This window comes from Novosphingobium sp. BL-A-41-Hi4B-X5A (genome assembly GCF_055521705.1).
The window spans coordinates 823274-837072 of sequence record NZ_JBVFVT010000002.1 but is presented as its reverse complement, the minus strand read 5'-3'; the positions used below and the strand labels follow the sequence as shown (position 1 = coordinate 837072).

General features: G+C 59.8%; 10 protein-coding genes and 2 pseudogenes. 9 read left to right on the top strand and 3 right to left on the bottom strand.

Annotated features, from left to right (window positions below; all coding sequences use genetic code 11):
- Window positions 1–64: 64 nt before the first annotated feature.
- On the bottom strand, window positions 65–376 hold the full coding sequence (locus ACZ1JY_RS19495; protein WP_465131234.1) for a hypothetical protein: 312 nt from the start codon (window positions 374–376) through the stop codon (window positions 65–67).
- Window positions 377–559: 183 nt separating this feature from the next.
- Window positions 560–1099, bottom strand: a pseudogene (locus tag ACZ1JY_RS19490) (TonB-dependent receptor domain-containing protein).
- 887 nt (window positions 1100–1986) lie between these two features.
- Between ACZ1JY_RS19490 and ACZ1JY_RS19485 the strand changes: the two are divergent.
- The 4 genes and pseudogenes from ACZ1JY_RS19485 (at window position 1987) to ACZ1JY_RS19470 (ending at window position 5501) form a co-directional block, all read left to right on the top strand.
- Window positions 1987–3099: a sensor histidine kinase gene (locus tag ACZ1JY_RS19485; protein ID WP_465131233.1), complete on the top strand. Its 1113-nt coding sequence runs from the start codon at window positions 1987–1989 to the stop codon at window positions 3097–3099.
- Window positions 3100–3201: 102 nt separating this feature from the next.
- On the top strand, window positions 3202–4380 hold the full coding sequence (locus ACZ1JY_RS19480) for an APC family permease (protein ID WP_465131232.1): 1179 nt from the start codon (window positions 3202–3204) through the stop codon (window positions 4378–4380).
- 332 nt (window positions 4381–4712) lie between these two features.
- Window positions 4713–4895 (top strand): annotated as a pseudogene (locus ACZ1JY_RS19475) (hypothetical protein); the annotation flags it as partial.
- Between the two features lie 156 nt (window positions 4896–5051).
- Window positions 5052–5501 (top strand): hypothetical protein, encoded by a 450-nt coding sequence (locus ACZ1JY_RS19470; RefSeq protein ID WP_465131573.1) that lies wholly within the window; start codon window positions 5052–5054, stop codon window positions 5499–5501.
- A 548-nt stretch (window positions 5502–6049) separates the two neighbouring features.
- Here the strand turns inward: ACZ1JY_RS19470 and ACZ1JY_RS19465 are convergent.
- Entirely contained in the window at window positions 6050–6613 is a 564-nt protein-coding gene (locus ACZ1JY_RS19465; RefSeq protein WP_465131231.1) for a TetR/AcrR family transcriptional regulator, read from the bottom strand.
- Between the two features lie 288 nt (window positions 6614–6901).
- Here ACZ1JY_RS19465 and ACZ1JY_RS19460 point away from each other — a divergent pair, with 288 nt between their 5' ends.
- From ACZ1JY_RS19460 to ACZ1JY_RS19440, 5 genes are read left to right on the top strand one after another with little or no spacing between them, the layout of a single operon-like run.
- Window positions 6902–9049 (top strand): TonB-dependent receptor, encoded by a 2148-nt coding sequence (locus ACZ1JY_RS19460; RefSeq protein ID WP_465131230.1) that lies wholly within the window; start codon window positions 6902–6904, stop codon window positions 9047–9049.
- A 46-nt stretch (window positions 9050–9095) separates the two neighbouring features.
- Window positions 9096–9884: an SDR family NAD(P)-dependent oxidoreductase gene (locus ACZ1JY_RS19455; protein WP_465131229.1), complete on the top strand. Its 789-nt coding sequence runs from the start codon at window positions 9096–9098 to the stop codon at window positions 9882–9884.
- A 21-nt stretch (window positions 9885–9905) separates the two neighbouring features.
- The gene (locus ACZ1JY_RS19450; protein WP_465131228.1) at window positions 9906–11186 is read left to right on the top strand and encodes an amino acid permease; all 1281 of its coding nucleotides are present in this window, start codon (window positions 9906–9908) and stop codon (window positions 11184–11186) included.
- Window positions 11187–11223: 37 nt separating this feature from the next.
- Window positions 11224–12489: an aspartate aminotransferase family protein gene (locus ACZ1JY_RS19445; protein ID WP_465131227.1), complete on the top strand. Its 1266-nt coding sequence runs from the start codon at window positions 11224–11226 to the stop codon at window positions 12487–12489.
- A gap of 12 nt (window positions 12490–12501) precedes the next feature.
- Window positions 12502–13515, top strand: coding sequence for a phosphotransferase enzyme family protein (locus ACZ1JY_RS19440; protein WP_465131226.1), 1014 nt, complete (start codon window positions 12502–12504; stop codon window positions 13513–13515).
- Window positions 13516–13799: the final 284 nt, after the last annotated feature.

Here is a 13799-nt window from a genome sequence, read left to right as displayed (position 1 = left end):
TGTGCGCAGGCCGGCCAAGCCAAAGCTTTGGCCCGGTAAACCAGCTCACCGGGCCAATGCCATCTTAGAACCGGAAGCCGAGCGAGGCCACGAAATAACGGTCTGCATTCTTGGGACGGAAAGCGTAGACGTCAACAACGCTAAGGTTGTTACCGATGAGCGCAGACGTCGTGGTGGTTGTGTAGAAGTTCTGGTTGAACAGGTTCTTCACGAAGACCGTCAGCGTGTAGCGCGAATCCGGTGCCGAAAGCCCGATGCTGGCATCGACCAGCGCATAGCCGTCCTGAGTCTGCAGCGGGTCCTGCTCGATCGCGAACTGAACGTCGCTCTGGTAAGGCAGGTCAACCTGAACGAAGCCATTGAGTGAGGACGTCACGGGCCCTTCCCAGCGGGGACTTACGTTGAACCGCCATTCGGGCGAAACCGGAAGCTGCCCGCACCGTACGTCTTGCACAAGGCCGCTCGTTGCCACGCTGCCGTTCGGTGCCCTGAACTGATAGCGATAGCACGTGTTGACGGGCCGGGTGCCACCCAGTGCGACAGTGACTGCGCTCGGCTGCTACTGGGTCGGGCAGTTCAGGCCATCAACGTCGAGGGTGGCCTGCTGATAGGTGACGGCTGCGCTGACGGAGAAACGGCGCGACGAACGGAGCGTGGCTTCGATTTCCACACTCTTTGTGCGCGAGATACCCGCATTGGTCGGCTGAAAAGCGATCACGCCGTTGGCCGGGTCGCCGCGGTTGGTCTGGACCTGAAGGTTGGTATAGTCCGCGAGAAACGCCGCTGCCGCTACGCTCAGCGAGCCGTCCGATGTCGAGCCCTTGAAGCCCACTTAATAGGCGTTCACGCGCTCAGGCTGGATCACCGGGTCATTGCCGGAGTTGGCCGTGGGCTCGGTGTCGATACCCTGGCCCTTGTATCCGCGGGTATAGCTTGCATGAACCCGAGCACGGCGGCTGAATTCGTACCGCAAACCGGCCTTGCCGGTTACCGCATCGTCGCTAGCGCGTTGTGTGCCGCTGGGATTGATGGTCCCGAACGATGCATCGCCGGGACAACCATTACGGGGCCGGCCTGTGGCCTCGAGGAATCTGTCCACGCCGCCTTGCTTGTGTGAATCTCAATATAAAGTCGTGCCAGTGCCGCTGGCACAACCTTATTATGAGATTCACCGTTCATAAAAATATGAATTTTGATGAACGGTGCCAATCACCGACTGCTTAAGCAGACTGTGTCAGGACCTAATGACCCCTAAACTCACTTCAATATTTTTAATTATGAGTAGGTCTAACTTGTTGCCCGAGGCGCAACTGCTGCAGTTGGTCGCCGCAGGCGGAGTCCTTTAATCGAGCTGCAAATCCGGACCGAGGATCTATCAGCAATGACTACCAAGCTTATCTGGGATAGATCCTCGCAGGATACAACTGCTGGCTACAGCGAGCAAGGTAATTGGCAGATTTTGCGGGCGACCGGGATTGCGGACGATCCGGTTAGGCAGCTTCAGGGCCGCGAAAACAGGATAGCGGCCATTCGAATGCGGCGGTGCCACAGGCAGCACTCGACCAGTTGGCGACGTTCAGCGCGAGTGCCCGGAACGGCGCCATCTGACAAAGAGCAGTCCTTTGTGTCTGGTTAGGCCGTCAGGCGAAGCCGCCTCAGTTCCGGTGATTCCCGAGCCTTCGAAGGCAACAGGATTTTGCCATTTATCCTGCGACCCAATACCGGGAATTCAGTAGTTGGGCCTGAAAATTGGATTTATATTGTTTGTCGTGTCTGCCTTCCGTGCCAGTGCCGATGGCATCGCGGAAGCTGTTGCTCAGATCATTTCAGCCCAATTTCGACTGGCGTCATCGCTGAATGAGATTGAATGACGCCTTTTGGCAGAGGGGTGGTATGATGGCAGGCCCTGCGAGCCATAGTTCGGCAAGGAAGGCAGCCAGGTATGGCTCTCGATCCGCGAGTCTCTGGTCTCCGAAGGCTTTGGCCATGGAATTTTTTACGCCTGTTTCACCTGAACAATCCAGCAGTCTTGGAATGGCGCTGGTTTTATCGTCGGCTATGCCGCTGCTATTGCTCGACGATCACATGGTCATTCAGGCAGTCAGTGAGACGTTCTGCCGCGCGTTCGATTTGCGGCGCAATGCTGTGGCTGGTGTTTCCCTTTTTGCGCTGGGCGATGGTGAATGGAACACGCCGCAGTTGCGATCCTTGCTTGAGGCGACCGCCGATGGGCGCGCAGCAATTGACGCTTACGAATTCGTCCTGAAGCGCGAAGGCAAGCCCGACCGCATCCTGATCCTGAACGCACATGCGCTGGACCATGATGGAAGCGCTGCAATCCGGCTGGTCCTTGCCGTCGCTGACCTCACGGCAATGCGCGATTCCGAGCATGCGCTTCGCGCACAGGCTCACAAAAACGATGCGTTGGTTCGCGATCAGCAGGTGCTGATGCAGGAGTTGAACCATCGCGTTGCCAACAGCTTGCAGATTATCGCAAGCATCCTGATGCTGCGCGTGAAACGCTCTCAGTCAGCAGAAACCCGCGATCATCTGAGCGACGTACACCACCGGGTCTTGTCGATTGCCAAATTGCAACGTTTGTTGGCTTCAAATGCGAATTCCGATGTCGCTCTACTACCCTACCTGACAGATCTTTGTGCCAGCATCGGCGCATCGATGATTGCCGACCCAGACAAACTGACCCTGAATGTCACAGCCGATGAAAGCTCGATGAGCCCAGATCAATCGGTCAGTCTGGGACTGATTGTCACCGAACTGACGATCAACGCACTCAAACATGCATTCCCCGATGCAAATCAGCGAAATTGTCACATCGACGTGGCTTTTGCCGCCAGCATGTCAGGCTGGGTCCTGAATGTATCTGACAATGGCTGCGGCATGGTGGAAAATCCTGCCAAGCCTAAAAGCGGCCTTGGCACTGGCATTGTCCAAGCACTTGCCGGGCAACTGGCCGCAACAGTCGACGTCGCTGACAACGAACCGGGCACCATTGTGACCGTGCGCCACGTAGCGGTCGGTTCTGAAGAGACTTCGGCCAATTCGGGAACTTCCGTTTTGCAATCTCCCGCCGGGCGCTAGGCCCTTGGTACCAACATCGTTGCTCTCGGCAATGGGCATTCCTCGCTGGTACATCTCTTGAAGCCCGCGCCCGTACCCAAAGCCTTGATCAGATCACTTTCGATGACACATGCTGTCCTCTACGGACTTGGCGTCACCATCGGGGCTGGCATCTACGTGCTCGTGGGTGTTGCCGCCGGGCGCAGCGGGATGAACGCGCCCGTCGCCTTCCTGATTGCGGCACTGGCAATGGGCTTCACAGCTGCAGCCTTTGCCGAACTCAGCACGCGGATGCCAATCAGCGCCGGCGAAGCCGCCTATGTCGAGGCAGCCTTTGGTCGGAAATGGCTCGGCCTGATAGTTGGTCTGCTGGTGGTCGTGAACGCGGTCATTACCGCTGCCACCATAAGCTCGGGCAGCGCCGGCTACATTTCAGTCTTTGTTCCCCTGCCCAATGTCTGGATTATAATCGGGGTTGTTGTCGCGATGGGCGCGGTAGCCTGCCTGGGCACAGCTCAATCCATTGCCTTTGCTGGGGTCATGACGCTCATTGAAATTGGGGGTCTGCTGCTGATTGTAGGTGCTGGATTGATTTCTGAAGACGCAGTTCTGACGCGCCTTCCCGAAATGATGCCGACTGGTAATTCCGCTTCGTGGATGGCAATCGGCGGGACCGCGGTCATCGCGGTATTCGCCTTTGTTGGCTTCGAGCATCTGGTCAACATCGCCGAGGAAATGAAGGAGCCAAGCCGGACACTGCCACGCGCCCTGTTCCTGACGCTAGGTATCACGACAGTCCTCTACGTCCTCGTCATGTGGATCTCTGTCGTAGTGGTGCCGCCGCTGGAACTGGCGGCCTCAACCGCGCCATTGGCGACGGTCTTCATGCGCCTTACCGGTCTACCGCTGGTGACTATGAGCGCAATTGCGGTTGTCGCTACGCTCAATGGCATCGTCGTTAACATGATCATGATTGCCCGGGTGCTCTATGGGCTGTCCGCAAAAGGCAGCCTGCCAGGAGCCTTCGCTAGATTGGAAACGCGAACCGGAACTCCCTTGCTGGGAACAGTGGTCGGCGTCGGGTCCATCCTGGTGCTAGCTCTGGCAATTCCGCTTGGGGGCCTTGCCGACATTGCTGCGCGCGGAACACTTCTGATTTTTGCAATCACAAACGCCGCGCTGATCCGCATCAAAATGCGGAACCAGTCCGTTCCATCGGGCAGCTTCGTCTGCCCGATGTGGGCCGCAGTTGCCGGGCTGACCTCCAGTGTCGCGCTCTTGTTCTTCGCCATCGTTGTGTAGGTCGACGACCCCATCTCTTAAACAAGACTGATCGTATCGTGTTCCATGTACTCAAAATCGCACACCACTGGCTGCCGATCACGATTGTTCGCCTAGTACGACTCAAGGATGGGCTGTCGAAAGACAAATTCTAGCTGGAAAGCCGCCCTGCGCCTGTTCTGCTGTGAATGACCGGAAAGTCCCAAGCCAAGTCTTTCCGCCATTGCTAGCGGGAGCTGGACGAAGGGCAGAGATCGATCACGACAAAACTGAGCGCGAATGTCCGGGTTCAAGGCGTGAGGCGCTTGCTTTCTTCTTGCACCGGAAACCGAGAGTGAGATTATGGTAGCAAGATGACCCGCCTCCTCAACCCTCTTGGTCAATTGATTGGAGGCCCCTGCCATCAACCGCGGGTTGTGGTAGCGCGCGGTGAGGATGGCGCAGAACGCTGGATCGATGAGGTCGAGCGGGGACTAGCGTGCAATTGCACTTGTTGGGAGTGCAAAAGCCGCCTTGTTGCTCGCCAGGGATCGGTGCGAGAGTGGTCCTTTGCTCACCAAGCAGACTCGGATTGCGCGGGTGGGGTCGAAACTCAGGCACACCGTTATGCCAAGGCAGTGATAAACGAGGCCGGCGGGCTGTACGTCGCCAGCGTAAGACCTGACGCTTGGGGGGCGTTGCACCCGCGATTCATGCAGCTCGCGCCCGTGCGAACGGAAGAACGGATAGCAGGATTCAGGGCCGATCTTGTGGGCTCTCTGAAAGGGCATGAATTGATTATCGAGGTGAAGGTTACGCATGGTTGTCCAGCCAACAAAATTCGAGCCTATCGTGATCTGAATATGTCAGTATTGGAAATCGATCTTGCGCCTTTCAGGTACGCGACGGCGGACGATCTTCGGGAAGCTGTGCTCAAGCGTGCTACGAGATATTGGCTCTGCTTAAGCGGCGGCAGGGACGTACCGCGACAGCCAGCGCCAACTAAACCGGGTGGCATCGATCAGCAGAGAAAGCTCAGCGGCTTCGCACGACCAAAGAACATATCTCAGCGAGAGTGGGCAGAAATGTCGACCTTAGAAAAAGTCACCGCCGTTGATCCTGACGGACGCCTGACCATTAAAAGTCGGGGCTACAGGAGCTAAATGAACGACCGTTTTTGCTGCGTGCTTCAAATCGCCCGGACGTCCGCTATGTTGGCGACAATTGTCAGGCAATCCCAAGTCTAATTCACTTCTACGTCAATGCCTGCGGCTTCCACATCATCGAATACTGGAACGAGAGGGATCGCGATTTCTCGATGCCTGTGCATGGCGCTATGCCCGGCGGAGACGACACATTCCGGTTCGTCAAGGAGGTCGCCGACGCCTAATCAGCTGCTGGCGGATGGTCGTTAGACAATGATTGCGAAGTAGGCTGACATTTGAAACACCGTTATGACTAATTTCAACAACATGTGCGATCGTCGGGCTGCTAGTGCTGTCGCATATCACGCGGGGTATGTTCTGCTAAATAAGATCAGGTCGATGCCTATAGAAATCTGACATCGATGGAAACTTTAGATCCGTCCCGTAAATGCTTTGGGATGCATGGTAGTCCCTCTCAATTGTATTGGTGATGAGACAGTTTATTTTGATCTGCCTGATGCATTGACTGAGTCTTCGTGCAGGGTATGTCAAACGTGTTCAGAAGGTCATGCAGCCGGTTGTATTATAGATGGAATATATGCCGCTAAATATTGAGTAGATGCCAAAACAGCTTCCTCCTCGTAATCAGGTGTAATGGTAGAATGCCTTAAAACAGACAAGCAAAACATTAAATCAGCAATTTCAATAGCGTGATAAAACTTTTCTTCACGATTTGAAATTTGGGGAACTTTAAATTTGTTATTTACCATCTTTAAAAGTTGGGTTGCGAGCAGAAGATCGCTCTTACGGTCGCTTTGCTTGACAATTGCGGGAGTGTAAGGGCCAAGTAAAAGTTGTAGAGCGTCCCTGTTTGAGCGAAAAAACTGTGCTCCACGCCGGACATATGCGTCGACGATATGCCGCCACTCAGACGCTGGCAATTCTTCAACTTGTTGTTGCCAATCAAATAGCTCTTCTTCAACCTGCTCAGCTACTGATCTATACAGGTCCTGCACGTCACTGAAGAAATGGTAGGCTGAAGCACGTGGTATGCCTGCTGCAGCCGCAATATCCGGCAGAGTTATCAACTGCATCTCCTGTTCGCGCAGAAGCTGACGAGCTGCGTCCATCAGTTCGCCTCGCCTCATTCTCCCACGCGACTGGGTCCGCTTTATCGTTGGCATTTTTCTGACATTCCATTTCCGACGTTTGTCGAGTTTTGGTTGTAGAGGATTTGCGTGTGCTAGGTGATAGCAGCATTTATCCCCTTTACAAACCGACTCTGTTCGGGTTTTATCCGACCGGTCGGATAATCAAAGATTCTTGGACTTCAGGGGAGAAGTACGATGGTATTCACTGGCGCCCGGCGCTTGCGGACCGCTTTGTTGCTTGCTGGTGGAGCTCTGGCTTTCCCCGGCATGGTCCAGGCTCAAGCCCAGTCTGGTAATGAGGGTGAGACGGACGAGATTGTTGTTACCGCGCAGAAGCGCGAGCAGTCGGTACAGAACACCAGCCTGGCTGTTACCGCACTCGGGGAGTCGGCGCTCGCCGCGGTTGGCCGTCAGGATGTTACCGCGCTTGCAGGGCAGGTGCCCAGTCTCCAGGTCAACCAGTACAGCCCGACCATCACGGTCTTCAATCTGCGCGGCGTGTCCCAGAACGACTTTGCCGACTCGCAGGAGGCGCCGATCGCCTTCTACAATGACGAAGTCTATGTCGGTGCCTTGGGCGCCATCAGTGGACAGACCTTCGACCTGCAGCGCGTCGAGGTCCTGCGTGGTCCGCAAGGAACGCTGTTCGGTCGTAACGCGACGGGCGGTCTTGTCCAGATCGTCACTGCCAAGCCGACCCGCGATTTCGAGGGCTTTGCCACCCTTACGGTCGGCAGCTATGGTCAGGTTGCGACCGAGGGCGCGGTCAGCGGTCCCTTGAGCGAGAGCGTACGCGCCCGCCTTGCCTTCACCAGCAACCACCATGGCGGCTACATCAAGAACGACATCGGCCCCGACCGTGGTGGCAGCAAGTTCTACGGTGGCCGTTTCCAGCTCGAAGGCGATGTCGGCAGCGAGGGCAAGCTGCTGTTCAAGGCGCAGTATCTGCGCAATGACAATGAACGCAGTTCGGGCAGCTACAGCCATGCGGCGGCCGGCTTCAACGCCGATGGCCTGGGCTATGCCCTGCCGGCCAATGTCGACTTCTGGGGCACCTGCGCAGGATGCGATGCGGTTGGTTATCGCGATGCCGATGGCGACCCGTTCACTGCCTCGCTCAACACCGATCCCCGCTTTGGCCGCACCTACTGGAGCACGACCCTTCGTTACGAGCAGAAGATCGGCACCGTCAGCCTGGTCTCGATCACCGACTACCAGAAGTTGAAGAAGAACTACGGCGAGGACTCCGATATCGGTCCTTCGTCGGCTTTCAACTACACCACCGCCCAGGATCTCTACCAGCTCTCGCAGGAGTTGCGCCTCTCGGGCGACACTGACCGCCTGCAGTGGCTGGTGGGGGCCTATGGCATGAAGATCCGCACCGACAATGCCTATGTCGCCGATCTTGCCCAGTCGTTCGATCTCGTCACCCGCTATGGCGGGCGCCAGAACACCGAGAGCCTCGCCGTGTTCGGTCAGGGCGAATACGAGGTGGTGCCGCAGGTCCACCTGATCCTCGGTGCGCGCTACAGCTGGGACTGGAAGGACTACGACTTTGCCCTGAGCGCCTTCGATGGCGCGGGCACCGACCTTGGCACCGAGCGCTTCAACAAGGCGCTCTATCCCGACCTCGCCAGGAAGACCTTCAAGAACTACTCGTTCAAGGCCCAGGTCGACTATCGCCCGGCTGATGGCGTGCTGGTCTATGCCGGCGTCAACCGCGGTACCAAGAGCGGCGGCTTCGGCGTCGTGGCCTTCCCGGGCATCGTGCCCGCCAGCCTGCCCTATGACCAGGAAGTGCTGACCAACTACGAAGCCGGCTTCAAGACCGAGCCTGCGCCGGGCATGACCCTCAACGGTTCGATCTTCCACTACGACTACAAGAACTACCAGGCCTTCTCGATCGTCGGCCTGTCGCAGTCGATCACCAACCGTCCGGCCAGGATCAACGGTGCCGAACTGGAACTGGGCGCACGGCCCCTGCGCGGGCTGAGCCTGCAGGCCTTTGCAACCTACCTCGACACCAAGGTGCGCGGCATCGTCCTGCCCTTCGGGCGCGTTGCCGACCGCGTGCTGCCACAGGCGCCCAAGTGGAGCATTGGCGGACGCATCCAGTACACCGTCCCGGTAGGCCCCGGCGACATCACCGTGCAGACCGACTGGAAGTATGACAGCTTCCAGTATTTCTCCACCTTCAATGCACCCATCGATCGCGAACCCGAACGCGTGATCGGAAACGCCCGCGTCTCGTTCAAGACCAACGACGACCACTGGGAAATCGCCGCATTCGCCAACAACATCACCGACAAGCAATACCGCGTATACAACCTCGACCTCTCCACCGCCCTCGGCATCTCCCAGCAAACCTTCGCAAGACCTCGATGGATCGGTGGATCGGTTACCTACACATATTGAGTTGGGCAGTGCTGTGCTGACCTCGACCCTGTCCGGAGAGTCTGGAATGTCCCTTCAAAACAAGACTATACTGCTTACCGGTGGCGGGACGGGTATCGGCGCAGCCGCAGCACGGCGGGCCGTTGCCGAAGGGGCCAACGTGGTCCTGATGGGGCGTCGCCGCGCCATGCTGGAGCCGGTCGCCGCGCCGTTAGGCGACCGGGCCGTAATCGTCGAGGGGGATGCTGCCCGGGGCGAAAGCGTCCGCGAGGCCGTGACCCGGGCCACGGAGCGCTTCGGCGGGCTCGACGGGGTCATCGCCTGCGCCGGCACGGTGCAGGTCGGCGCGGTAGGTGATATGCCGGACGAAGTGTGGCGCGAGCAGCTCAGCACCAACCTCGACACGGCTTTCGTCACCGCGCGCGAATGCATTCCGGCCTTTGCGGCGCGGCAAGGCGGGGCCTTCGTCTTCCTCTCGTCGCTGGCGGGGCTTCAGGCCATTCCGCAGGCGGCGGGATATGTTGTGGCCAAGCATGCCCTGATCGGCCTTACCCGCTCGATCGCGGTGGACTATGGCGCCCAGCGCATCCGCGCCAATGCGATCTGCCCGGGCTGGGTAGAAACGCCGATGGCCGATTCCGAGATGCAGGTGATTGCCGAACGTGACGGCATCACCCTCGCTGAAGCCTACAAGCTGATGTCGTCCGACGTTCCGCTCGGCCGGGCGGCCGGGGCCGACGAGATCGCCGACTTGTGCTGCTACCTCGTTTCCGAGCGGTCGGCCTTCGTCAACGGCACCTATGTCACCGTGGACGGGGGCGCTTCTGCCGTCTGCGTGCCGACGCTGCGCGGCTGACGGCGCCGGAAAGGACCTGACGTGTCACTTCAGACAGATCGCCTCAGCTGGAAATCCATCGCGGGACTTGGCGTCGCCATCGTCATCGCCGGACAGTTCTCGGGCTGGAACTATGGGCTGGCCCATGGCTGGAGCAACATGTTCGCGGCGACCATTGCCGTGGCTCTGCTCTATACCGGGCTTGCCCTGTGCATGGCCGAACTGTCCAGCGCACTACCCGGGGCAGGCGGGATGCAAATCTATAGCGAGACGGCTTTCGGCCCGCTGGCGGGGGCACTGGTCGGCTTTGCAGTGTTCCTCGCGCTCTCGCTGGGTACTGGCGTGGCCAGCAGCTTCGTCTCGTCCTATGTCCAGTCTGTGCTCGGCGTGGGCGGGTGGCCGGTCAAGATCGCACTGTTCACCTTGATTATTGCCATCCATCTCTACGGAGTGGGAGAGGCGCTGTGGATCACCCTGGCGGTGGGTGCGATCGCGACGCTTTCGCTGGTGCTGTTCAGCGTCTCCATGGTCCCGGCCTTCGACCGCGCCAACCTGCTGGTCGACGGCAGGATCGGCCTCAGCCTGAGGAGCGTGTTCGACTGCATTCCCTTTGCGGTGTGGCTGTTCCTTGGCGTGGAACAGGCGGCAACCGCATCGGAAGAGGCGCGCGATCCGCACGTGACCATGCCCAAGGGTCTGCTCACCGCCATTGCTGTCCTGTTCGTCACGGCGACCAGCGTGCTGATACTTGCGCCCGGTGGGGCAGGGGCGGCGACCATCGCAGGGGCCGGAGATCCGCTCTATGCCGCCATGGTCAAGGCGCCGGGGGTGACGAACACGTCGCTATTGTCGACCGTGGTCGGGCTCGGCGCGATCACCGGGCTGGTGGCGACTTTCTTCTCGCTGCTCTATTCGGCCTCGCGCCAGCTCTATGCTCTGTCCCGCGCCGGGCTCCTGCCCAAGTTGCTTTCGGCGACCAACCGGCGGGGCGCGCCCTGGGTTGCGCTGTTCGCGATCGCGGCGATCGGCATGCCCGTCTCGACCCTCTCGCCCGACACGATCCTCGTCGGCGTGGTGCTGCTGCTGAGCCTGACCTACGTCGCGACGCTTTCGGCGTTCATCGCCCTGCGCCGCCGCAATCCCGAGCTTGCCCGCCCCTTCCGCGTGCCGCTTGGCGCGCCGGTGGCGGCGGTCATCCTCGTGCTGGCGCTGATTGTGCTGGTGGCAAGCGCCATCCAGAGTACGGCCATCCTTGCCCCGCTGGGAGCGGTGATGGTGCTGTGCGGAATCATCATTGCATGGCGCGTGCAGCGCCAGAGCTAGCCCGTTGCATAACTCTTAGATCAAGGCCCCTGCCGACATGAGCCAGGAAACCATTCTCGAACGCCGTTACCGTGTGCTCGGCCCCCACTCGCTGCTGTTCTACGACAACCCGCGCCACATGGTGCGCGGTCAGGACGTCTGGCTCTGGGATGCCGACGGCAAGAAGTACCTCGACGTCTACAACAACGTGCCGCAGGTCGGCCACTGCCACCCGCGCGTGGTCAAGGCCCTGGCCCAGCAGGCAGCGACGCTGAACGTCCACACCCGCTACCTCAACGAGCGCATCCTTGACTATGCCGAGCGGCTGACCGCGACCTTCGCGCCGGAGCTGTCGCGCGCGATGTTCGTGTGCACCGGCACCGAGGCGAACGAGCTGGCGATCCGCATCGCCCGGCACAATACCGGCAACCGGGGCATCATCGTCACCGACTGCAACTATCACGGACACAGCACGATCCTCGCCGCGCTGACCACCGGGATCCCGCAGGCAGAACCGTTCCCCGACTTCGGCCGCAAGATCACGATCCCCGACATGCTGCGGACCAGCCTGAGCGAGGAGGAACTGCTGTCCATGCACCTCGAGCAGGTGCGCGCAGCAATCGATTCCCTCAACGCCAGCGGCCATGGCGTGGCGGCAATCTTGCTCGACACGCTGTTTTCGACCGAAGGCCTGCGCGTGGTGCCCAAGGGCTACCTCGAGGCCGTGGTACAGATGGTGCGGGAGGCCGGCGGTATGGTCATCGCCGACGAGGTCCAGCCCGGCTTTGCCCGGATGGGCGATGCGTTCTGGGGCCACCAGCACTATTCGATCGTTCCGGACATGGCGACGATGGGCAAGCCGATCGGCAACGGCCACCCGATGGCCGCGCTCGTCACCCGGCCCGATATTGCCGAGCCGTTCTGTTCGGAGACGATGTATTTCAACACTTTCGGCGGGAACCCGGTCTCCGCCGCCGTTGGCCTCGCCGTGCTGGACGTGATCCGCGACGAGGGGCTGCTGGAGAATGCCCGCGTCGTGGGCGACTATATCAAGACCGGCCTGCAGGACCTGGTCGACCGGCACGAGCTGGCCAGCATCGTGCGCGGGCGCGGCCTGTTCTTCGGGATCGAGCTGCTCAAGAACGGGGTCGCCGCGCCGGACGAGACCAAGAAGCTGATCAACGATATGGCGGATCGCGGCGTGCTCGTCAGCCGCATTGGCCCTGAAAACAACATCCTCAAGATGCGCCCGCCGCTCACGTTCAAGCCGGAACATGCCGACATGCTGATCGAGACGCTGGACCGCGCCTTTGCCACCCTTTGAAGGTTGATCGAAATGCCAGAATTGCAAGACATGGACCCGGCCGCGCAGGAGCGCGCGGTCTATGCCCTCGCCGAATCCGCGCTTGCCAGCTGGCCCGGTGAATTCTCCGACCTGCGCCTGATCAAATACCGCGAAAACGCGGTGTTTTCGGTGGTCCGTGATGGCGAGACCAAGTTGGCCCTGCGGGTCCACCGGCTTGACTACCACAGTGATGCCTCGTTGCGGTCCGAGCTGCAGTGGGTACGCTTTCTGGCCGATGCCGGGATTGGCGTGCCCGAGATCATCCCGACCGCGAGCGGTGACGAGTTTGCCCTCGCCACGGCGCCGGGCCTGTCGCGCCCGCGCCAGGCGGACATGCTGGGCTGGCTGGAAGGCGGGCCGATCGGTTCGGTCGAGGAAGGCCTAAACGGGACAGCCGAGGAACAGGCCGCGCTCTATTTCGAGGTCGGTGCCCTGGCAGCGCGCCTGCACCAGCACACGTCCGCCTGGACCCTGCCCCAACAGTTCAGCCGCCACGCCTGGGACCATGATGGTTTCATCGGGGCCGAACCGTTCTGGGGACGGTTCTGGGAACTGGATGGCATTTCGCCCGATCATCTTGCGACGATCCAGCGCGCGGTGGAGCAATGCCGAGCGGAACTGGTCGCCTATGGCATGACGAAGGACAACTATGGCCTGATTCACGCCGATTTCGTGCCGGAGAACATCATCCAGTCCGATGGCAAGCTGTTCCTGATCGACTTCGACGATTGCGGCTTTGGCTGGCACATGTTCGAGCTTGCGACCGCGCTCTACTTCCATCTCGAGGCGGAGAACTACAAGCAGATCCGGCGCGCGATGATCGAGGGATATCGATCGGTCCGGACTCTGGACGATCGCGACCTGAAGATGATCGAGGTGTTCCTGTTCCTGCGCAGCACCACCTATCTTGGCTGGGTGCACACCCGGTCCGAAACGGAGACGGCGCGCGAACTCAAGCCGTTCTTTATCGATACCACGGTGAGGCTGGCCCAAGCCTTGGGCTGATCGGCCTTGCTTCCCTGTGGTGCGCACATCACAGCCCACCCTCTAGCGCCGCCCACCCCATTTTAGTGGCGGGCGGCGCGCTTTTTGGGCTTGCTTGCATGAGCATGAAGCCTGGCTGACAAAAGAATGGCACGCGTCGATTGGCTGCGGCACGCGTAGAACAGAATTATGACTGCGCCTCCCTAGAAGCAGACGGATAGTCAAAGCGGCGAGCAGGGTTGCGGCAAATAGGGCAAATGACGCCCACCGTGACAGAACGAGACCTGCCGCTGCGGGGTAAAAAG

Excerpts from the sequence above, each read along its gene's own strand:
- ACZ1JY_RS19485 (WP_465131233.1), top strand. The coding sequence starts at position 1,987 with ATGGAATTTTTTACGCCTGTTTCACCTGAACAATCCAGCAGTCTTGGA.
- ACZ1JY_RS19480 (WP_465131232.1), top strand. The coding sequence starts at position 3,202 with ATGACACATGCTGTCCTCTACGGACTTGGCGTCACCATCGGGGCTGGC.
- ACZ1JY_RS19470 (WP_465131573.1), top strand. The coding sequence starts at position 5,052 with ATGCAGCTCGCGCCCGTGCGAACGGAAGAACGGATAGCAGGATTCAGG.
- ACZ1JY_RS19465 (WP_465131231.1), bottom strand. The coding sequence starts at position 6,613 with ATGGACGCAGCTCGTCAGCTTCTGCGCGAACAGGAGATGCAGTTGATA.
- ACZ1JY_RS19460 (WP_465131230.1), top strand. The coding sequence starts at position 6,902 with ATGGTCCAGGCTCAAGCCCAGTCTGGTAATGAGGGTGAGACGGACGAG.
- ACZ1JY_RS19455 (WP_465131229.1), top strand. The coding sequence starts at position 9,096 with ATGTCCCTTCAAAACAAGACTATACTGCTTACCGGTGGCGGGACGGGT.
- ACZ1JY_RS19445 (WP_465131227.1), top strand. The coding sequence starts at position 11,224 with ATGAGCCAGGAAACCATTCTCGAACGCCGTTACCGTGTGCTCGGCCCC.
- ACZ1JY_RS19440 (WP_465131226.1), top strand. The coding sequence starts at position 12,502 with ATGCCAGAATTGCAAGACATGGACCCGGCCGCGCAGGAGCGCGCGGTC.